Below are 19,095 nucleotides of genomic sequence, written 5' to 3'. Positions count from 1 at the left end.
CAGAACCTAAGTGGTGACCCAGCGGGTTCTACCGGGTGTGACAGAGGCTGAAGCTGAGGAGAATCGATGACCCGGACCGCGGACGCCGACTTCGAGCATTTCGTGCGGGCGCAGTCGACCCGATTGCTCCGGTTCGCGGAGATGTTGTGCGGTGATCGGCATACGGCCGAGGACCTCGTGCAGCAAGCGTTGATGCGGTCTTACCCGAAGTGGCACCGGCTCGACGGTGACCCGCTTCGCTATGTACGCCGGGTGCTGGTGAACCGCTTCTTGTCGGCGTCTCGCCGGCACTGGTCCAACGAGGTCCCGAGTGACCCGGTCGACAACGACTGGGACCAGCGCGAGGTCGCCGACTTCTCCGCGGAGGTGCAGACAAGGGAGGCCGTACTCGCGGCCCTGGCTGGTCTGACCGTCCGGGAGCGGGCCGTGGTCGCGCTGCGCTACTCGCAGGACCTCTCCGAGGCAGAGACCGCCGAATTGCTCGGCATGGCCGCAGGGACCGTCAAGAGCACGGCGTCCCGGGCACTGGCCAAGCTGCGTCTGGCACCCGACCTGATCGACACCACTGTTGGAGGAAACGTATGACCGACGAGCAGCGGGTGCGCAGCGCGCTCGAGTACGACCTGGAGCCCTGGCAGCCCGACCCGGCCGACCTGATGCGTCGTGGCCGCCGGCTCGCCTGGATCCGCCGAGGACTGGCCGCGGCGGGCGTGACTGCCCTCGCCGGCACTGTCGCTACAGTGTCCGCCGCGGTCGGGGGACCTGCCGACGTGAAGAATCTGCTGGCGGGTGGCGGCAAGCCGCCGGTGCCGGTCACGGTCCCCACGCCGACGGTCGACCCCACTTGCCTGCCGAAGGTGCCGGGCAAGGTGGAGGTGTCGGCCAGCATCAAGGTCGAGGTGCCGCCGGTGAAGAAGCCGCACGTGCCGGTACCGACCACGACGTACACACTGCCGGGCAAGCCGGGTAAGCCGGGTAAGCCGAGCCTGCCTCCGGTACCGACGACGAAGCCGACCCTGCCGCACGTCGCGACGCCTTCCCTGCCAGGGAAGCCGGGCCTTCCGGGGAAGCCGAGCCTGCCGGGCAAGCCCACCCTGCCGCCGGTACCGACCACCAAGCCGACCCTGCCGGGCAAGCCGTCGCTACCGCCGGTGCCGACGACCAAGCCGACTCTGCCGGGCAAGCCCACCCTGCCGAAGCTCCCGACGACCAAGCCGTCACTGCCGGGCAAGCCCACCCTGCCGAAGCTTCCGACGGCCAAGCCGACCCTGCCGGGCAAGCCGGAGCTCCCGCCGGTCCCGACCCCGTCACACCCGCCGGTACCGCCGTGCGTTCAGGTTCCGGTCCCGACCGCCAAGCCCTCGCTCCCGGGCAAGCCGGAGCTCCCGCAGGTGCCGACCACCGCGCCTTCGCTGCCAGGTAAGCCGAGCCTGCCGGGCAAGCCGACCCTGCCCCCGGTACCGACCACCAAGCCGACGCTGCCGGGCAAGCCCCAGCTCCCGCCGGTCCCGACCACCAAGCCGACCCTGCCCAAGCCGTCGTGGCCCACCGCCACGCCGAGCTGGCCCGGCAAGCCCCACAACCCGTTGCCCACCGGTACACCCTCCTTCAACCGGTAGGCCTTCCCCCCGAAAAGGCCGATGGAGCCACCAGCGAGACGAGAGAATCGACCTCTACTCGCCGGTGGCTCCATCTGCCAACTCCCGCGCGATGTCCAGCTGGCCGACCTGCCGCGCGTGCTCCTGCAGCAGCAGTTCGCGGGAGTCGGCGAGTTGGTCGTCCGGCAGCATCAGTTCTCCCGGAGGTACTCGGCGGTCATCTCGTCGGCGGGGAAGAAGGACTCGATCATCAGCTCCGAGACGGTGACGTCGAGGGGTGTGCCGAAGGTGGCGATCGTGGTCAGCAGCGACAGTTGGTGATCGCCGTGCCGGAGCTTCAGCGGTACGACGACCTCGGAGGCCGCGGCGATCTCCGTCCGCTCGCCACTGGAGTACTGGCGCAGTTCGTCGTACAGGTCCTGGAGTTCTGGGTCCGCGGTGCTGGCGACCTGGCGGTGGAGGCTGGTCAGAACGCTGGCGCGGACCTCGGGGAGGTTGCCGATCCGTGGCGCGAGGCCGTCGGGGTGCAAGGTGAGGCGCAGGGCGTTGATCGGCGGTTTGAGCAGCTCGGCCGAGACTCCCTCGGTGAACAACGCGATGCCCGCGTTGGATTCGACGATGTTCCACCAGCGGTCGACGACCAGGGCCGGATACGGCTCATGTGCCTTGAGCAATCGCCGCAGCGCTGCCCGAATCGCCAGCATCGCCGGTGAATGCAGCGACGCCTCGGTGTAGATCGGCGCATATCCGCCCGCCAGCAGCAACTGGTTGCGATCGCGCAGCGGTACTTCGAGATGCTCGGCCAACCGCAACACCATCTCCCGGCTCGGCTTCGACCGCCCGGTCTCGACGAAGCTCACGTGCCGGGTCGACACCTCGACCTGGTTGGCCAGATCGAGCTGGCTGAGCCGCCGGCGCTCCCGCCAGCCGCGCAGCAGCTCACCCACCGGGCGCTGGAACGTCTCGTCGATCGTCGCGGTCATGCCCCGACCGTAACCGCTCAGGTGGTCACCCTCATTACCTCCGACGTCATCGACCGCCCGCACCATCCGGCGGCAAGGTTCTGGTCATCGAGACCAACCCGAACCGAGGAGAAACACCATGAACGCCAGCACCATCGCCACCCGGTACTTCGCGATGTGGAACGAGGCCGACGCCGACGCCCGGGCCGCCATCATCGAGCAGACCTGGTCCTCCGACGGCACCTTCACCGACCCGAGCTTCGAGGTCACCGGCCACGAGGGCCTGACGAAGATGGTCGAGACCGCCCACCAGATGTTCCCCGGCCACGCCTTCTCCCTCACCGGCACCGTCGACGAACACCACAACCACCTCCGCTGGTCCTGGCATCTCGCCGCCCCCGGCCAGCAACCCGTCGCAGGCGGCACCGATGTCGTCACTCTCACCGACGACGGCAAGATCACCGAGGTCATCGGCTTCCTCGACTTCGCCCCCGCCCACTGAGGACGGCACCGGCCCCTGGAACCAGGGGCCGGTCAGGGGCCGGCTACGACTTTCGTCGGGGCCGGCGGCCCGACGGATGGGGGATGTCCGCCGGCCCACCCGGCCGCTTAGGTTCGACGGTATGGAAAAGCGTTGGAAACAAGGAGTTCTGGCGACGGTGGTCGCCGCCGTCATCCTCGCCTTGGTGCCGGGTAATGCGATCGCCGAGCCGGCCGGGATCAAGTGGAGCCCGTGCAAACCGGACAGCGTGGTGCAGTGCGGATATCTGACCGTCCCGCTGGACTGGTCGAAGCCGGACGGAGTGAAGACGCAGATCTACGTCGCGCGAGTACCTGCGAAGGATCAAGCGCACAAGCTCGGCTCGCTGACCTTCAACCCCGGCGGCCCCGGTGGAGCCGGGGCATCGATCTTCGCCGAGGGCCTGGCGGACCAGGTGTTCCCGGACTATCGCGAGCGCTACGACCTGGTGAGCTTCGACCCACGCGGGACCGGCCTCAGTACGGCCCTCGCTTGTGGGCCGGTGCTGCGTCCCGGCGTACCGATGTTTCCCAAAAGCAAGGCCGAGTACGCCGCGATGGTCGCCTCCAGCCGCAAGACCGGAGAAGATTGCCTCAAGCAACATGGTGACCTGGTGCGCAACCTCGACACCCGCACGGCCGCCCGTGACCTGGACGCGATCCGGGCGGCCCTCGGCGAAGCCGAACTCAACTACATCGGCCTGTCCTACGGGTCCTATCTCGGTACTACGTACGCCCAACTCTTCCCGCGCCATATCGGCCGGATGGTCCTCGACGGCATCGTCGATCACGCTCAAGGAGCCACCCGGTTCACGCTCAATGAGGCGAAGAGCATGGAGGACACCTTCGACCGCTTCGCCGCCTGGTGCTCCACCGATGCCCAGTGCGCACTGCACGGGCAGGACGTCGGCGCCGTCTGGGACAAGTTGGTCGCCAAGGCCGACAAGACTCCGCTGCAGGTGCCCGACCACCCGCCGGTCACCGGCGACACGATGCGGATGACGTTGCCGGCGCTGCTGCCGAGGACCGACTTCATCGGCAACCCGTGGCCGTCGCTGGCCGAGGGGATCGCCAAGGCGGTGAAGGGCGACGGCACGTTGTTCGCCCAGGTGAGTTATCTCGCCGACTACGAGACGGCGTACGCCGCGGTGTCGTGCATGGACTTCCCCGGCGAACTGAAGGGGTACGCCGACGCGAAGGCCCGGATCGCCCTCGCCGAGAAGATCGCACCGCGCGTGGGCGCCGCCGTGGAGGGGTGGGCGATGACCGCCGCGTGCTCGGGCTGGCCGATTGAGCCGAGCAACCCGTGGCAGCCGACGCCGGTGAAGGACGCGCCGCCGATCCTGATCACTTCGACGACGCATGACCCGTCGACGCCCGTGAGCAACGCGCGGGGGCTGGCGCGTCAGGTGAGGGGCAGTCACCTGTTGCTGGCCGATGACGCCATCGGGCACACGGCTTACTTCAACTCGCCATGTGCTCGTGGGGCGATCGCGGAGTACCTGCTCGACGGGAAGTTGCCGCCCAAGCGGTCCACGTGCGGCTAGTCCACGAAGGCCTGGAGGATTCGGCGGCAGCGTTCGGGGTCGATGGTCAGGCGGTGGGCGAGTCCCCAGAGTCCGTAGTCGAGGGCCCGGAAGACGACCCAGTCGCGCGCCCGCTCGGGGTCGAGTTCGGCTTCGGAGACGATGGTGGCGAAGTGGTCGCGGATCTCGGCGCCGTCGGCCATCTCGTCGACGCGGGTGAGCAGTGTCCGGGCGAGATCGCATTCGGGGTCGCCGCGATAGAGGAGGGGGTCGACCACGATCCAGGGTTCGCGGGCGCCTCGTAGTACCTGGTCGGCGTGGAAGTCGCCGTTGGCGGCGAGACCGCTCGTGGTGTGGGACAGATGTTTGGCAACTCGGAGCGCCTCGGTGAGCTGAGCCTGGTCGAAGGGCTTGCCGAGGCGCTCCCAGTCCGCCTGCAACTGGGGCGTGCGGCCGCTCACGTTGGCTGCGGTCGACACGGCATCGGCGGGCGCGGGTACGGCGAGCCGGCGCATCAAGCGGCCGAGGACGGCCATCGCGTCGCCGATGGGCTGGTCGAGGAGGGAGTCGCCGAGGCGCTCCAGCAGCATGGCGCCGCGCGGGAGGTCGACGTCGTACAGGCGAACCGTCCCGCGGCCGTCCCACCAACGGAGCGCCCGGGCATGCTCGGGGAGGTCGGGGCCGGGCGGGGACATCCGGAGCACCAGCTGCTCATCGTCTCGGCTCACCCTGACGACGATCGCATTCGACCCATGGGAGATCGGCCCGTCAATCTCGAGCCCCCACATTTCACACTGCCGATCAACCGCCGCAGGCAGCCCAGCCAGCCACTCGCCGCCCTCGGTCCACCACCGCGGCATCGCAAGGAAGGCCTCCGGCAACGAGATCATTGGGGCACCGTAGCGAGTTCGTGCGCATCTGGTCTCCCCGTTTACCGGTTCGGCACCCCATGATGTGGAGCATGGGCGGAACGGTTAGGCGTGTGGATGAGTAACTTGCAGTTCGATCCCGAGGTGTCGCGGCAGATCGAGTCGGTCTACACGACACCGGACGTGATCGAGCAGCGGCGAGTGGTCCGGACCGCACTTGCGCTCCGGCCGGGTGACCGGGTGCTGGACGTCGGCGTCGGGCCGGGGCTGCTGGCTGCGGAGATGGCGGCGGAGGTCGGCCCGGAAGGGCGGGTCTGCGGGATCGACATCAGCGACAGCATGCTCGCGATCGCCGCGACCCGGGCCAAGGTGCCGGACGGGCCGACGCTGGAGCTCGAGCTGGCGGCCGCGGGGCGGATCCCGCACGGCGCCGAGAGCTTCGATGTCGTCGTGTCGACCCAGGTCTTCGAGTACCTGGACGACGTACCGGGCGCTCTGAACGAGATCCGCCGGGTACTACGCCCCGCCGGGCGCGTGGTCCTGCTCGACACCGACTGGGGTTCGATCGTCTGGCGCTCCACCGACGACGCGCGGATGGGCCGGATCCTCACCGCGTTCGAGGAGCACCTGGAGGACCCACACCTCCCGCGCACCCTCGGCGACTCCCTCACCAAGGCCGGCTTCACCGTCACCCATCAGCAAGTCGTCCCGATGCTCAACACCGGCTACGACGCCCGCACGTACAGCGCCGGCCTGATCGACATCGTCGAAGCCTTCGTCCCCGGCCGCGCCAAGGTCACCGAGCCGGAAGCCACCGCCTGGGCCGACGACCTCCGCTCCCTGGCCGACAGCTACTTCTTCAGCCTCAACCGCTACCTCTTCGTCGCCTCAGCCCTCTAGCTGTCGCCTCCGCGCTCTAGCTTTTGACCGGCAACAGCCGATCAACCGTCGCGCGGCCGACCTCGCGCATCGCCTCGGGCGTCATGTCCGTCTTGAGGAGGAACTGCAGTCCCTGCTGGATGGTCAGTAGCAGGCGGCCCAGTTCGCGCGGATTGGTGTCGTCAGGCAGATCGCCCTCCGCCACCGCCCGGGCGACCGCAGCGGTGAAGCAGTCCTCCACCGACTGGTACGTCGTACGCGCGCAGCTGGTCACCTCGGGGTCACGGGCCGCCAGCTCGGTCGAGCTGTTCGCCAGGAAGCAGCCGCGGGTGGTCGCGACCGGCCCGCCGTGCTCGGCGACCGGGTCCGGCGGGCCGGGGATGAAGAAGCTTCGCAGTACGTCGATGGCGCGGTCGCTGCTGCTCACTGCGTCGCAGACCCCATCAGACGTCTCATGCGCATACGTGCTCAACACCTTGAGGAACAGCTGACGCTTGTCGCCGAACGCGCCGTACAGGCTTCCCTTGCCCAGCCCGGTCGCCTTCATCAGGTCGTCGAGCGAGGTCGCGGCGTAGCCCTTCTGCCAGAACTCGTCGCGCGCAGCTCGCAGTACCTGCTCCTCGTCGAACATCCTCGGCCTGCCCATGGCGCCAGCATACCGGGTATTTGACCGATCGGTCCTGAAAGGCTTTACTGGACCGTATGGTCAATTACTCACTGCAAGGCAAGACCGCACTGGTCACCGGCGGCACCCGCGGCATCGGCGCGGCGATCGTCGCCAAGCTGCTCGCCGGCGGCGCCACCGTGGTCACCACCTCCCGAACGCCGGTCGACAACCTCCCGGCCGGCGTCCACTACGTCCAGGCAGACCTCGGTACGCCGGAAGGCGCGACCCAACTCGCCGAGCAGACCCTCGAGCACTTCGGCGGCAAGCTCGACATCCTCGTCAACAACGCGGCCTCCGGTCAGGCGCATCCTCAGGGCGCCGCCTCCATCCCGGACGACGAGTGGCGATCGGCGCTGGACACTTCGTACCTGAGTGCCGTCCGGGTCACCTCACGCCTGCTGGCCAGCCTGCTCGAGTCCAGGGGTGCGATCGTCAACATCTCGTCGGCGGTCACGCTCGAGGTCGTGCCCGCACTCGCGCATTACGCGGCGGCGAAGGCCGCGCTGGAGAAGTACAGCCAGACCCTGGCCGCGGAGCTGGCGCCCCAGGGCGTCCGCCTCAACGTCGTCATCCCCGGCAACGTCCTCACCCCGGGCGCCGACAAGATCCGCCAGGACATCGCCGACGCCGCCGGCATCCCACTCGAAGCAATGACCGCCGGTACTCCGCTCGGCCGCGCCGGTATCCCCACCGATATCGCCGAAGCGGTCGGCTTCCTGGTCTCCGACCAGGCCGAGTGGATCACCGGCTCGCAACTGCTGGTGGACGGCGGCGCCTCGGTCGGCCTCGCCGCCTGACTTCGCCTGCCGACACTGTGTCGCCTGACGAGACCGTAGTCCGGGGGTGAGATCGTGGTCCGGGAGTGACGGCCAGGGGCGGGCGCATCGTGGGATACGCCCGCCGCCGTCGGTCGTTCTCCCGCCCCTCAGTGGGAGAACTCGCGGCTCGGTGAGCGCCACCCATGCCCGAATGGGGCCGACTGAACCGCGGGACCATCTACTCGTACCCCACTCGTCACCGCTCACACACGGCTGGTCGGAAAACTTGACGTTTCTCGTACACCCGGTGCCCGGACGGACATGGACGGATGCCACCGGGCCCCCTAACCTGAAAGGCGATTCCGGGGCCGGGGGAGGCCGTGGGCGTCAGGGGGAGGGACGAAGCGATGACGGACGTCTTCGACGAGATCCACGAGGACGAGTTGACCGAGGACGAACTCGACGAGTTGGAGGCGCTCGGCGCCGCCGAGGATGCCGAGCTGATCCTGGCTCAGGTCGACGTCGGGCAGTTAGATGCCTGAGGCAAGGATCGTCTGGCGCAAGACGCTGCTGAACAAGCGGACGGTGGCGATGCTGATCGCCGCCGAGAAGATCTACCACTCGAAGTTCAAATATCTGCAGGGGTCGTACAACAAGGGTGGTGTGGAGGCCTCGGCCGGCACCCATGACGGTGGCGGCGCGGTCGACATCGGCGTGGCGAGCCAGAGTCCGGCCCAGCGCCGGGCGATCGTGCTCGCGCTGCGCCAGGTCGGGTTCGCCGCCTGGCTCCGGACGCCGGCCCAGGGTCGCTGGCCGTACCACGTGCACGCGATCGCGATCGGGGACAAGGATCTGTCCCGTGGCGCGGCGGCTCAGGTACTCGAGTACAAGCGCAAGCGGAACGGGCTGGCGAATCGAGGAGCGGACGACGGGCCGCCCGGGTACTACTCGATGACCTGGGAGCTCTACCTCAAGGCGCATCCGGCGCCGCCGCCACCCGCAGTACCGGATTCGTCGATCTCGCTCGGGGCGATGGCCTATGCGCGGACTCATGACGCGATGACCGGTGCGTGGGGTGCCGATCGGGCGCGCGTGGTCGCGTGGGCCGCGCATCCGAAGGTCGCGGCGATCGGCCGGCACGAGACGGTACCGCCGGCCGGGGTGCCGTGGCATCTGCACTTCCAGCAGGTGCTGCGGAAGGTGCAGCTGAAGTTCAAGCTGCCGCAGACCGGGATCTTCGTCGATGGTGTCGACGACCAGATGAAGCGCTACGGCTACACGATCACTGCTTGAGCTGTTCGGAGCAACGACAAGGCCCCACCGGTAGCAGCCGGTGGGGCCTTGATTGGTCCACTACCGCCCGAATTCCGGTGCAGCTGTGGAGGTGGAGAGCGGAACCGGCGCCGATGCAGGGGTCAAGACGCCAGCTCCGCTTGCTTATGGGGTTATCTCGCGTCGACCGCCCAGACGTGCGCCTGGTGGAACTCGAGGTCCTTCTGCATTCCGACCGGCGCACCGTTGGCGCCGAGGTGCTGCAGGGTCGGTACGACGACCGCGCGTACGTCCGTCCGCTTCACTTCGTCCAGCAGCGCGTGGAACGCGGCGGACTCGGCGGCATCGCGCTCGGTGTACACCGTGCCGAGGGTGAATCCCTCGGCGCTGGCGAATGCCGCGAGCGAGTTCGTGGCCGCGGCCAGTTCCTCGGCGCAGCTGAGCGCGTCGGCCCGGACATAGCCGAGCAGCGTCGGACGGGTGGTCATCGCGAGCGCTCCGGGGCGCCGACCGCGTCGACGAGAACCGGCTCGCTGGTCACTCGCAGCGAGGCGAACCGGCGGCGCATGGCCTCTTCGTACTGCGCAGCGTGGTCGACGTCGGCGATGTGATCAGCGATCGTGGTGTGGCCGAACCAGACCCGCACGCGGCGGTGCGAGGCGGGAATCTCGATCGACTCGGTCATCGTGGTCACCAGTTCTCGAGGGGGCTGCCCGACGCTGGGCATAAGGAAAGAACACCGTATAAAGCCTGCCCCCGGAATAGACTGGCAGGGACCTTTACAGAGGCCTTACGCTGCTCTGGTTCCACCGCCTCATCCACCGTGAAACCGCTGGTCAGAGCACCGGTAGCGGTTCCGGGAAGCGGCCGGGTTTATGGCCTGTCAAGAATGTTTGCAGGAATTTGCCAATAACGATTCGGACAGCCGCTTCTATTAGGCCCCGCTGCAAATGTAGGGCTTCCTGGTAACTGTTGGCACACGCCCGGCCACGCTCCGAACCATTCCCTGACGACCTGCGGATCCGCCCGCAGGATTCCCTTCGCGCCACGCCGATCAGGCCGTCACCCACCCTGTCCGCAAACACTTACAGCCAGGACCGTAACTACACCGAGTAGCGCCTGCTGTAACGCAGAATGACGCCATGCAGCTGACCACCGAGCGCCTCGCCCTGGTCCCCCTCGACGTCGACCGCGACCTCGCCGACCTGCATGTCATGTTCGCCGACCCTCTCTGGGCGGAAGCCGCCTTCGCCGAGCCGACCGCCGACTTCGACGCCTCGCGCGACCGGCTAGCTGAGAACTTCAGCGACAACGGCGACCTGACCTGGGCACTACGTGCGCCGGGGTCGTCGGATGCAATCGGAGTAATAGGCGTCTACTCCGATCAGGGCACCTCCACTCGCCGCCTCAGCTGGTACCTCCGCCGCGATCACTGGGGCCAGGGGCTGATGGGTGAAGCTGCGCGGGTTGTCGTCGACCATCTGCTGACGCTGCCGGGTATCGATGACGTTGGGGCTCGATATCGGCGTACCGGTTGATGCTGTCTGTTCGGCTGTTGTGGATGCGGGGCTTGCTGTTGAGTCGGCGCCGGCGGACATGCCTTGGTCTCGGCGGGAGTTTGTGTTTCGGCTTGCGGATGGGCATGTGGTCACGGTGTCGGGAGCTTTGTCCGGGTGAGTGCGGCCGGATGGCTGGGTACTGCGAAGAGGGTGACCGGGGCGGCTAGTACTGCGAACGCGGCGATCGCGTTGAGGGTGAGTGGTAGGCCTGCGAGCCTGACCAGGGCTGGGGCGGCTAGGGCGCCGATCACTACCGTCAGGGAGTCCATCGCGAAGAAGAGGGCGCCGATGCGGCCGAGTAGTTCGGTGGGGGCTACCCGCTGGACTGTGGTTTCGGCGGTGATCAGGAGGATGCTGCCGGGGAATCCGATCAGTGCGGTGGCGGCGATCGCCCAGGGAATGTCGGGGACGTTGAACAAGGCGAAGAATGCCGCACCGACGGCTACCTGAGTGGCGATGAGCAGATCGCGAATGCTTAACCAGGTAAGGGCTTTCGGGCTCAGTGCGGCACCTAGCAGGAAACCGGCGCCCAGGCCTGAGATCAGATAGCCGACCGTTTGCCCCGGCGCGTCGAGTCGTTCGACGGTGAAGGGGACCAGCAGTGCTGTCGCTCCCGCGTTGGCGGTCAGGAAGACGCCGTTCGCGATCAGAATTCCGGACAGGATTTTGTTGTCGGCAACGCCTCGCAGGCCCTCTTTCAGTGCCTTGAATCCCTTACCTGTATCAGGTTTGCTGTCCAGGCGTCGATGGCTGATCGTCGCGATGATCGCTGCCGACAGCAAATAGCTGACGATGTCGATGATCAGGACGAAGGTGATCCCGGGGCCGGTCAGCAGGAGTGCGCCGAGGGGTGGTGCGGCCAGGCGGATGACGCTGCCGGAGAAGGCGCTCAGTGAGTTCGCCGCGGCCAGTTCTTCGCCGGTGCCCACCACGGCTGGGGTGAGCGCTCGGGCCGCGGGTCTGAACACTGTGGTCGCCAGGTTCTCGGCCAGCACTGCGACGTACACGACCCATACGCGGTCGGCGGAATCGGCGAACAGGATCAGGGCGACGGCGGCGGCGCCGGCGAGATCGGCCAGCCACATGGCGCGCGACAGATTCCACCGATCGAGCAGCACGCCGGCCCACGGCCCGACGACCAACGCCGGTACGGCTTCCAGCGCGACCGTGAGGCCCGTTGCCGCAGCCGAGCCGGTCAACTGGAAGACATGGACCGGAATCGCGACCACCAGCAGCCACGAGCCGATCCCGGAGATCGCCCCGCTGACCCACAGCCGCCTGAAGTCGCCGTTCCGCAAGATCCTCACGCCGGAAAAAACTATCCTCACGCGACATTCCTTGGCAACAGTGTTCTGTGAAGATACTCTCCTGTCGTGGACCTGAGCGCCGAACTGAGAGCCCGCCGCAAAGCGGCCAACCGCACCATCGCCTCCGTCGCCGTCGACGCCGGCCTCTCCGTCCCCTACATCGCCAACCTCGAGAACGGCCGCGGCAACCCCACCCTCTCCGCCCTCGACCGCCTGGTCACCGCCCTCGGCGCCCAACTACAACTCACCATCGTCGACGAAACGCCCCCTGACCCGCCCGAGCCATCGGGCGCGGCCGCTCTCCTGTCAGCGTCGCCCCGAGCCCGCCAAGTCATCGCCGAACTCGCCACCGCCCAAGCCCAAACCAAACGCTCCATCGAACGCCACCTGACCACCACCCTCGACGCCCTGAGCGAACTCCTCCCAGGCGAACCCACCACAGCCGACCTAGACCGCCTACTCGACCTCCTCCTACTCGCCCGCAAAACCTGAGCGGGTGGTTGGGGGTACGGCTAGGGTCGGGGAGTGGAGATTGCTGCGCGGATTGCGTCCGCTCAAATGATGGGACTGGGCCGGTCGCGGCGGCAGATTGTGGCTGGGCCGTTGGTCGGGATGCTGCACGACGAGGATGTGTGGTTCTTGTCGAGTGCGGTCGCCGCTGATCCGGGGACAGCCTTCGACCCCGAAGAAGTGCCGTGGGCGCTGGATACCATCCGCCAGGCCTTCGCCGCCGAGGGACGCTGGTTGCACGTCGAGCTCGTCGAAGAAGCCAGCCCCGGACTGGCTGAGGCCCTCGTGGCAAACGGCATGACGATCGCATCCCGCCCACCTCTGCTCGTGGTCGAGCCTGCCGACCTCAAGCTCCCCGACTTCCCCGAAGGCATCACCGCCTCCGTCATCACCTCCGTCGAGGAGCAGTCCGAGGCCGACGCAGTAGCTGCCGACGCCTACGAGACCGAAGACGCCGCAAACCCCTTCCAGCCCGACCCTGCCGACGGCGCCAGCATCCTCATCCGCCAGAACGGCGTACCAGTCGCCACCGCCGCCTGGACCGCCATCGCCGACGGAGTAACCGAGGTAGCCGGTGTAGGCACCCTCCACTCCCACCGCCGCCAAGGCCTGGGCGCGCTGGCCACCGCCTACGCAACCCAACAAGCCTTCGAAACCGGCGGCGCCACCCTCGCCTGGCTAACCCCCGGCGACGCCGGCGCCGACCGCCTCTACCGCCGCCTCGGCTACACCCCCCAAGCCACGGCAATCCACCTAGGCGACCCCGACGGCCACCTCGCCGACCTGCGGTAGGCAGCTGGGGTGGTTGGTTGTCCCGATCGACAGGACATAGTCCGCCAAACCGCCCTCCCGGCCTACGCCACAAGCGTGGCCGCGTCGCCGACCGGCGACTATGTCCTGTCGATCGGGACATCAACCTCGCGTCTCGCCGTACCGCTGGATCCACCGGCGCGGACGTCGGCGCGCTGTTCGGCGCCAAGCCGTTCGACGGGGTGACCTTCCTGCTGGCGATCTCGCTCGGCGCCGGCTTCCTCGCCAACCAGGTCGGCTACCTCGGTACGCTCGCCGGCCGCGGCGGCATCGCGTTGCTGATTTACCTGGTGATCGTCGTCGGCAAACTGGCCGTCAACTGCCTCAACGCGTACGGCGGCTCGATGACCCTGCTCACCACGGTCTCTGCCTCCACCCGCGCCGCCAAGATCGGCCCGGCCGCGCGTTCGGCTTAGCCTGCCCAGCTGATCCAGCCGTCTACACCAGTGCCTGGACCTGGTTTCTGATCTCCTGCACGACATCGTCGACCGGGGCGGCGACGTTGATCGTCGCCGCCATGCTGACGAACATGATCGCGGAGACGATGTGCGCGAGGGTCGCGGCATCGCCGGAGCCGATCCGCTCGTCTCGCTGGAGCACGTCGGCGATCGCCTGCTCGGTCTGCACGGTCAGCAGCAGCGCGTCGCGGTGGTGAGGCTCCTCGGGATCGCCGAAGATCATCTCCCGCAGGTAGGTCCGCCCGTTGTCGATCTGTTTGCGGTTGCATTCCACGACCGGACGGACGATGGCCATCACCGCGTCGAGCACAGCCGGGATATGTTCGGCCGCCGACGTGCCTTCGGCGAGTGCGTCAGCGTAGCTGGAGTTCTGTACGAGCAGGAGGAGCTCGCCCTTGGTCTTGGCATAGAGGAACAGCGTGCCCGCGCCGATGTCGGCCTTGTCGGCGATCTCCTGGGTGGTGACCTCGTCGACACCGCGCTCGGCGAAGAGCTCTCGGGCGGCGGCGGTGATGCGGTCGAGTTTCTGCTGCTTGTTCCGCTCGCGCCGTCCGACTGGTTGCGAGGCGAGTGGCATAGCTGCCGTCCTTGTCTGCTGGATGGACTCGAAGGTGCCGGCCCTCATTCTTCCATGTCGAGGAGAAGCGCCCACGGAGCGCGGAGCAGCGCTCGGGTCGTCATCGGCCGAGGAACTCGACGGCGACCGGGGCGAACTTCTGATGGAACTGGAAGATGCCGCCGTGTCCGGAGTCGGGGTAGATGATCAGCTCGCTGTCCTTGATGCGTCGGTGCAGGTCCTCGGAGAGGATCGAGGGCACCATCCGGTCGTTGTCACCGTTGGCGATCAGGGTGGGCTGGGTGATCTTCGACAGGTCGTCGGGGGCGGAGCGTCCCCACTTCTTGATCGCCTCGAGCTGCGTCCGGAACCCCCGCAGCTTCATCGGCGCGTCGCGGTCGACGGTGCGCTCCTCGAGCCGCTTGACGAACGCGCGCGCGGCGGGCTTGCCGGAGGCATTGCGGTTGAAGAACAGGAACTCCTTGGGGTCGGACCGGGTCAGGGTGGCGCGCAGGATGTCCCAGTACGTCGTACCGGCGACCTTGTCGATGTCCTTGCCGCCCTTCGGCCCGGTGCCGGTGAGGACGAGCTTGCGGACGAGGCCGGGGTGCTTGTCCACCAGGGCCTGGGCGATCATGCCGCCGAGGGAGAAGGAGAAGATGTCGACCTTGGTGAAGCCGAGCGCCTTGATGAAGGTCACGGCGTCGTCGGCCATGGCCTCGACGCTGTCGGGCACGCTGCCGCTGGAGGAGCCGACGCCGCGGTTGTCGAAGGTGATGACGTGGTGCGCCGCGGCGATGGGGTCGATGATTCGGGGGTCCCAGTTGTCCAGGGTCGCGGCGAGATGGACGAAGAAGATGACGGGGACCCCGCCCTTCGGCCCCAGCTCTCGGTAGGCGAAGGTGACGCCGTCGGCGTCGACGGTGCGGGTGGGCGCGTCCTTGTAGCTGGTGACGACGTCGTCGTGTGGGTTCCTGTTCGTGCTCATGGTGTTCTCCTGTTTCGGGTTCGTGCATGGTGTGCTGGGTTTCGTCAGGCTCTGCTGATGACGGCTTTGCCGCGGATGCCACCGCCTTCCAGCGGCCGCACGGTCAGTGACTGCACCGCCTGCGTGGTCTGGTCGAAGTCGAAGACCCGTCCGACGATCGGGCGCAACGCGCCGCCGTCGACGAGGGCAGCGATCCGGCGAAGCTGGTCACCGCTGGCGCGCATGAAGAGGAACTCGTAGGTCACGCCGAGGCGTCGGGCCTGGCGGCGGATGCCGCTGCTGAGTGCCGTCGTCACCAGCCGGAGCAGTGGGTTCGCGCCGATTTCACGCGCGAACGCCGAGTCCGGGGGCCCGGCGATTCCGATCGCCTTGCCGCCGGGGCGTAGTACCCGGAGCGACTTTTCGAGGTTCTTTCCGCCGAGGCTGTCCAGCACCAGGTCGTAGCCGTCAAGGAGCTGTTCGAAGTCCTCGCTGCGGTAGTCGATGACGATGTCCGCCCCGAGCTCGCGCACGAAGGCGACGTTGCCGGCGCTGACCGTGGTGGCGACCGTGGCGCCTAGGTGCTTGGCCAGCTGGATCGCGATCGTCCCGACTCCACCGGCGCCGGCGTGGATGAGGACCCGTTGCCCCGGCCGCAGGTTGCCCCGCTCGACGAGCGCCTGCCAGGCGGTCAGGGCCACCAGCGGCAGCGAGGCCGCTTCCTCGAGGCTGACTGATGCCGGTTTGAGTGCCAGGTCGGCCTCGGCGATCGCGATGCGCTCCGCGAATGTTCCGATGCGGTCCTTGTCGGGGCGGGCGTACACCTCGTCGCCGGGCTTGAATCCCTTCACCTTCGCACCGACGCCGATCACCGTTCCAGCGACGTCGTTGCCGAGGATCTGCGGCAGTTCGTACGGGAGGACCTGCTTGAACTCTCGCCGGCCCGGATCTTCTCGTCGAGCACGTTGAGCCCGGCCGCCTGGACCTCCACGAGCACATCGCGCTCGCCGACCACGGGCTCGGGGACCTCCGCTTGCTGCACCGGCCCCTTGTAGTGATTGACGACGAATGCTCGCATGGCGACCTTTTCTTCCCGCTCCGACGGCTTGCGCTCGATCTCTGAACCTGAGTTGACTCAATAATGAGTCCACTCAGTAAATCTGTCAAGGAGGCGCGATCCGGACACACGAATGCCGTCACCCCAGAGGTGGGGTGACGGCATTCGCCGAGCGGTACGTCGAGTTGGTTCAGTCGGGAACGGCCGGGGTCAGGTGCAGTAGCCCGGGGACGAACAACCGGCCGGCAACCCGTGGGGGTTGCCGGCCGGTATGCGTTGTTCTGGGTGTCAGCGGACGGTGAAGCCTGCCTTGCGGAAGGCGTCGGCGAGGGAGCCTTCGTCCATCGGTACGTCCTTGGCCGGCTGCGAGTTGCCCGAACCGCGGCCGCCCTGCCCACCGCGACCTTGACCGCCACTGCCACCTTGGCCACCGCGACCACTGCTTTGACCGCCGCCTGGGCCGCGACCTCCGCCGCCGGAGCCGCCCGGGCCACGGCCGCCGCCACCCGGTCCGCGACCGCCACCTGAGCCGGGGCCGCCTGAGCTGCCTCGGTTTTCGCCGGAGCGGGCTGAGCGGCCTTCGCCGGTGCGGGGGCCGGAGGTGGGGGCGCCTACCTCGTCGTCGAGGCGCAGCGTGAGGGAGATGCGCTGGCGGGGGATGTCGACCTCGAGGACCTTCACCTTGACGATGTCGCCCGGCTTGACCACCTCGCGCGGGTCCTTGACGTAGTTCTTCGACAGCGCCGACACATGCGCCAGACCATCCTGGTGCACACCGATGTCGATGAACGCGCCGAAGGCCGCCACGTTGGTGACCTGGCCCTCCAGCCGCATCCCCGGCTTCAGGTCGCCGATCTTGTCCACACCTTCAGCGAAGGTCGCCGTCTTGAAGGCCGGCCGTGGGTCGCGCCCCGGCTTCTCCAGCTCGGCCAGGATGTCGGTCACCGTCGGCAGACCGAACATGTCGTCCACGAAGTCCGCCGCCTTCAGCGCCTTCAGCGCGGGCGATCCGATCAGCGACTTCAGGTCCGTACCAGTCGAGTCGATGATGCGCCGCACCACCGGATACGCCTCCGGGTGCACGCTGGACGAGTCCAACGGGTCCGCACCGTCAGGAATCCGGAGGAAGCCGGCCGCCTGCTCGAACGCCTTCGGGCCGAGCCGCGGCACCTCCTTCAGAGCGGTCCGGGTCTTGAACGGACCGTTCTGATCGCGGTAGATGACGATGTTCTCCGCGAGCCCCTGGGTGATGCCCGAGACCCGGGTCAGCAGCGGCGCGGAGGCGGTGTTGAGGTCGACGCCGACCGCGTTCACCGCGTCCTCGACCACCGCGTCCAGCGAACGCGACAGCGAGGCCTCCGGCAGGTCGTGCTGGTACTGACCGACGCCGATCGACTTGGGATCGATCTTCACCAGCTCGGCCAGCGGGTCCTGCAGCCGGCGTGCGATCGACACCGCGCCGCGCAGCGTGACGTCCATCCCGGGCAGCTCGGCCGAGGCGAACGCGGACGCGGAGTACACCGACGCCCCGGCCTCGGACACGACCGCCTTGGTCAGCTTCAGCTCAGGGTGCTTGGCGATCAGCTCGGCCGCCAGCTTGTCGGTCTCGCGCGACGCCGTACCGTTGCCGATGGCAATCAAGTCGACCTTGTGCGCGGCGGCCAGCGCGGCCAGCGTCGCGATCGACCGGTCCCACTGGTTCTGCGGGACGTGGGGATAGATCACCCCGGTGGAGACGACCTTGCCGGTCGCGTCGACCACGGCGACCTTGACGCCGGTACGGAAGCCCGGGTCGAGCCCCATCGTCGCGCGGGTGCCGGCCGGTGCGGCGAGCAGCAGGTCACGCAGGTTCGACGCGAAGATGCGGACCGCCTCGTCCTCGGCGGCCTGGCGCAACCGGGTGCGCAGGTCGATGCCGAGGTGGACCAGGATCTTCGTCCGCCAGGCCCAGCGGACCGTCTCGACCAGCCACTGGTCGGCCGGGCGGCCCTTGTTCTCGACGCCGACCTTGCGGGCGATGGTCGCCTCGTACTCCGTCGGGCCGTCGGATTCCTCGGCGCCCGCGGGCTCGGGCTCGACGGTCAGCGAGAGGACCTCTTCCTTCTCGCCGCGGAACATCGCCAGGATCCGGTGCGACGGCATCTTGGTGAACGGCTCGTCGAAGTCGAAGTAGTCCGAGAACTTCGCGCCCTCGGTCTCCTTGCCCTCACGCACCTTCGACCCGAGCCGGCCGCGCGACCAGACCCGCTCACGCAGCTCGCCGATCAGGTCGGCGTCCTCGGCGAAGCGCTCGACCAGGATCGACCGGGCGCCGTCGAGGGCGGCCTGCGGGTCGGCGACCTGGTCGTTGACGAAGACCGTCGCGGCGGCCAGTGGCGGCACGGTCGGGTCGGCCAGCAGCCCGTCCGCGAGCGGCTCCAGCCCGGCCTCGCGGGCGATCATCGCCTTGGTCCGCCGCTTCGGCTTGAACGGCAGGTAGATGTCCTCCAGCCGCGACTTGGTCTCCGCCGCGAGGATCGATTCCTTCAGGGCGTCGTCCAGCTTGCCCTGGCTCTCGATCGACTCGAGCACGGTCTGCCGGCGCTCCTCGAGCTCCCGCAGGTACCGCAGGCGCTCCTCGAGCGTACGCAGTTGCGCGTCGTCGAGCTCGCCGGTGATCTCCTTGCGGTACCGCGCGATGAACGGCACCGTCGAGCCCTCGTCCAGCAGTCCGACGGTTGCCCGGACCTGCCCCACGCCGACTTCCAGCTCGTCGGCGATCCTCTGCTCGATCGACTGCAATGCCACTGTGTCCCGCATCCCCTCTACATCCGACTGACAG

23 protein-coding genes are annotated in these 19,095 nt (G+C 68.1%); 12 read left to right on the top strand and 11 right to left on the bottom strand.

From position 1 onward, the window contains the following. The first annotated feature begins 66 nt into the window (after window positions 1-66). Both ABD768_RS25620 and ABD768_RS25615 read left to right on the top strand, forming a co-directional pair. Entirely contained in the window at window positions 67-585 is a 519-nt protein-coding gene (locus tag ABD768_RS25620) for a SigE family RNA polymerase sigma factor (RefSeq protein WP_343967203.1), read from the top strand. Continuing rightward, a complete protein-coding gene (locus ABD768_RS25615; protein WP_344844718.1) occupies window positions 582-1,619 on the top strand; it encodes a hypothetical protein in 1,038 nt (345 codons plus the stop codon). The genes ABD768_RS25620 and ABD768_RS25615 overlap by 4 nt, the downstream gene beginning before the upstream one ends. Before the next feature lie 170 nt (window positions 1,620-1,789). Here the strand turns inward: ABD768_RS25615 and ABD768_RS25610 are convergent, their stop codons facing one another. Next, window positions 1,790-2,581: a helix-turn-helix domain-containing protein gene (locus ABD768_RS25610; RefSeq protein WP_344844715.1), complete on the bottom strand. Its 792-nt coding sequence runs from the start codon at window positions 2,579-2,581 to the stop codon at window positions 1,790-1,792. 118 nt (window positions 2,582-2,699) lie between these two features. Here ABD768_RS25610 and ABD768_RS25605 point away from each other — a divergent pair, with 118 nt between their 5' ends. Together ABD768_RS25605 and ABD768_RS25600 are read left to right on the top strand one after the other, a co-directional pair. After that, window positions 2,700-3,062: a nuclear transport factor 2 family protein gene (locus tag ABD768_RS25605; RefSeq protein WP_344844713.1), complete on the top strand. Its 363-nt coding sequence runs from the start codon at window positions 2,700-2,702 to the stop codon at window positions 3,060-3,062. A gap of 121 nt (window positions 3,063-3,183) precedes the next feature. Then, entirely contained in the window at window positions 3,184-4,626 is a 1,443-nt protein-coding gene (locus ABD768_RS25600) for an alpha/beta hydrolase (RefSeq protein ID WP_344844710.1), read from the top strand. Here ABD768_RS25600 and ABD768_RS25595 read toward each other — a convergent pair. After that, on the bottom strand, window positions 4,623-5,495 hold the full coding sequence (locus ABD768_RS25595) for an aminoglycoside phosphotransferase family protein (RefSeq protein ID WP_344844707.1): 873 nt from the start codon (window positions 5,493-5,495) through the stop codon (window positions 4,623-4,625). The two genes, ABD768_RS25600 and ABD768_RS25595, sit on opposite strands and share 4 nt — an antisense overlap. Window positions 5,496-5,591: 96 nt before the next feature. Here ABD768_RS25595 and ABD768_RS25590 point away from each other — a divergent pair, with 96 nt between their 5' ends. Continuing rightward, window positions 5,592-6,374, top strand: a complete 783-nt coding sequence (locus ABD768_RS25590; protein ID WP_343967217.1) for a methyltransferase domain-containing protein — start codon at window positions 5,592-5,594, stop codon at window positions 6,372-6,374. 16 nt (window positions 6,375-6,390) lie between these two features. On the opposite strand, the gene ABD768_RS25585 is transcribed toward ABD768_RS25590, so the two are convergent. Next, window positions 6,391-6,999 carry a TetR/AcrR family transcriptional regulator gene (locus tag ABD768_RS25585; protein WP_344844703.1) on the bottom strand — a complete coding sequence of 203 codons (609 nt, stop codon included), beginning with the start codon at window positions 6,997-6,999 and terminating at the stop codon, window positions 6,391-6,393. Between the two features lie 56 nt (window positions 7,000-7,055). Between ABD768_RS25585 and ABD768_RS25580 the strand changes: the two genes are divergently transcribed. From ABD768_RS25580 to ABD768_RS25570, 3 genes are all read left to right on the top strand, one after another. Then, window positions 7,056-7,817: an oxidoreductase gene (locus tag ABD768_RS25580; RefSeq protein WP_343967221.1), complete on the top strand. Its 762-nt coding sequence runs from the start codon at window positions 7,056-7,058 to the stop codon at window positions 7,815-7,817. 368 nt (window positions 7,818-8,185) lie between these two features. Continuing rightward, entirely contained in the window at window positions 8,186-8,320 is a 135-nt protein-coding gene (locus ABD768_RS25575) for a hypothetical protein (protein WP_344844701.1), read from the top strand. Next, on the top strand, window positions 8,313-9,071 hold the full coding sequence (locus ABD768_RS25570; protein ID WP_344844698.1) for a hypothetical protein: 759 nt from the start codon (window positions 8,313-8,315) through the stop codon (window positions 9,069-9,071). Before ABD768_RS25575 ends, ABD768_RS25570 begins: the two co-directional genes overlap by 8 nt. Before the next feature lie 152 nt (window positions 9,072-9,223). Here the strand turns inward: ABD768_RS25570 and ABD768_RS25565 are convergent, their stop codons facing one another. Both ABD768_RS25565 and ABD768_RS25560 read right to left on the bottom strand, forming a co-directional pair. Then, window positions 9,224-9,538, bottom strand: coding sequence for a hypothetical protein (locus tag ABD768_RS25565; protein ID WP_344844697.1), 315 nt, complete (start codon window positions 9,536-9,538; stop codon window positions 9,224-9,226). After that, the gene (locus tag ABD768_RS25560) at window positions 9,535-9,735 is read right to left on the bottom strand and encodes a hypothetical protein (protein ID WP_343967231.1); all 201 of its coding nucleotides are present in this window, start codon (window positions 9,733-9,735) and stop codon (window positions 9,535-9,537) included. The genes ABD768_RS25565 and ABD768_RS25560 overlap by 4 nt, the downstream gene beginning before the upstream one ends. A 457-nt stretch (window positions 9,736-10,192) precedes the next feature. Here ABD768_RS25560 and ABD768_RS25555 point away from each other — a divergent pair, with 457 nt between their 5' ends. Then, window positions 10,193-10,588, top strand: coding sequence for a GNAT family N-acetyltransferase (locus tag ABD768_RS25555; protein WP_344844694.1), 396 nt, complete (start codon window positions 10,193-10,195; stop codon window positions 10,586-10,588). A gap of 110 nt (window positions 10,589-10,698) precedes the next feature. Here ABD768_RS25555 and ABD768_RS25550 read toward each other — a convergent pair whose 3' ends face one another. Then, window positions 10,699-11,916 carry an MFS transporter gene (locus ABD768_RS25550; protein WP_344844693.1) on the bottom strand — a complete coding sequence of 406 codons (1,218 nt, stop codon included), beginning with the start codon at window positions 11,914-11,916 and terminating at the stop codon, window positions 10,699-10,701. A 66-nt stretch (window positions 11,917-11,982) separates the two neighbouring features. Here ABD768_RS25550 and ABD768_RS25545 point away from each other — a divergent pair, with 66 nt between their 5' ends. From ABD768_RS25545 to ABD768_RS25535, 3 genes are all read left to right on the top strand, one after another. Continuing rightward, window positions 11,983-12,408: a helix-turn-helix domain-containing protein gene (locus ABD768_RS25545; protein WP_343967237.1), complete on the top strand. Its 426-nt coding sequence runs from the start codon at window positions 11,983-11,985 to the stop codon at window positions 12,406-12,408. A 69-nt stretch (window positions 12,409-12,477) separates the two neighbouring features. Continuing rightward, a complete protein-coding gene (locus ABD768_RS25540; RefSeq protein WP_344844690.1) occupies window positions 12,478-13,218 on the top strand; it encodes a GNAT family N-acetyltransferase in 741 nt (246 codons plus the stop codon). A 17-nt stretch (window positions 13,219-13,235) separates the two neighbouring features. Next, window positions 13,236-13,652 carry a hypothetical protein gene (locus ABD768_RS25535; protein ID WP_344844689.1) on the top strand — a complete coding sequence of 139 codons (417 nt, stop codon included), beginning with the start codon at window positions 13,236-13,238 and terminating at the stop codon, window positions 13,650-13,652. A 22-nt stretch (window positions 13,653-13,674) separates the two neighbouring features. Here ABD768_RS25535 and ABD768_RS25530 read toward each other — a convergent pair whose 3' ends face one another. The 5 genes from ABD768_RS25530 to ABD768_RS25510 all read right to left on the bottom strand — a co-directional run bounded on the left by ABD768_RS25530 (window position 13,675) and on the right by ABD768_RS25510 (window position 19,073). Further along, on the bottom strand, window positions 13,675-14,271 hold the full coding sequence (locus ABD768_RS25530; RefSeq protein WP_344844687.1) for a TetR/AcrR family transcriptional regulator: 597 nt from the start codon (window positions 14,269-14,271) through the stop codon (window positions 13,675-13,677). Between the two features lie 100 nt (window positions 14,272-14,371). Next, window positions 14,372-15,238: an alpha/beta fold hydrolase gene (locus ABD768_RS25525; RefSeq protein WP_344844685.1), complete on the bottom strand. Its 867-nt coding sequence runs from the start codon at window positions 15,236-15,238 to the stop codon at window positions 14,372-14,374. A 44-nt stretch (window positions 15,239-15,282) separates the two neighbouring features. Next, the gene (locus tag ABD768_RS25520) at window positions 15,283-16,068 is read right to left on the bottom strand and encodes an NADP-dependent oxidoreductase (protein WP_344844682.1); all 786 of its coding nucleotides are present in this window, start codon (window positions 16,066-16,068) and stop codon (window positions 15,283-15,285) included. Window positions 16,069-16,085: 17 nt separating this feature from the next. Continuing rightward, entirely contained in the window at window positions 16,086-16,295 is a 210-nt protein-coding gene (locus tag ABD768_RS25515; protein WP_344844681.1) for a hypothetical protein, read from the bottom strand. A gap of 267 nt (window positions 16,296-16,562) precedes the next feature. After that, window positions 16,563-19,073: a Tex family protein gene (locus ABD768_RS25510; protein WP_343967258.1), complete on the bottom strand. Its 2,511-nt coding sequence runs from the start codon at window positions 19,071-19,073 to the stop codon at window positions 16,563-16,565. Window positions 19,074-19,095: the final 22 nt, after the last annotated feature.

Origin of the sequence: Kribbella ginsengisoli (assembly GCF_039537185.1) — a bacterium.
Lineage (GTDB): Bacteria > Actinomycetota > Actinomycetes > Propionibacteriales > Kribbellaceae > Kribbella > Kribbella koreensis.
The sequence above is the reverse complement of the archived record's forward strand: the minus strand, read 5'-3'. Positions and strand labels throughout refer to the sequence as shown.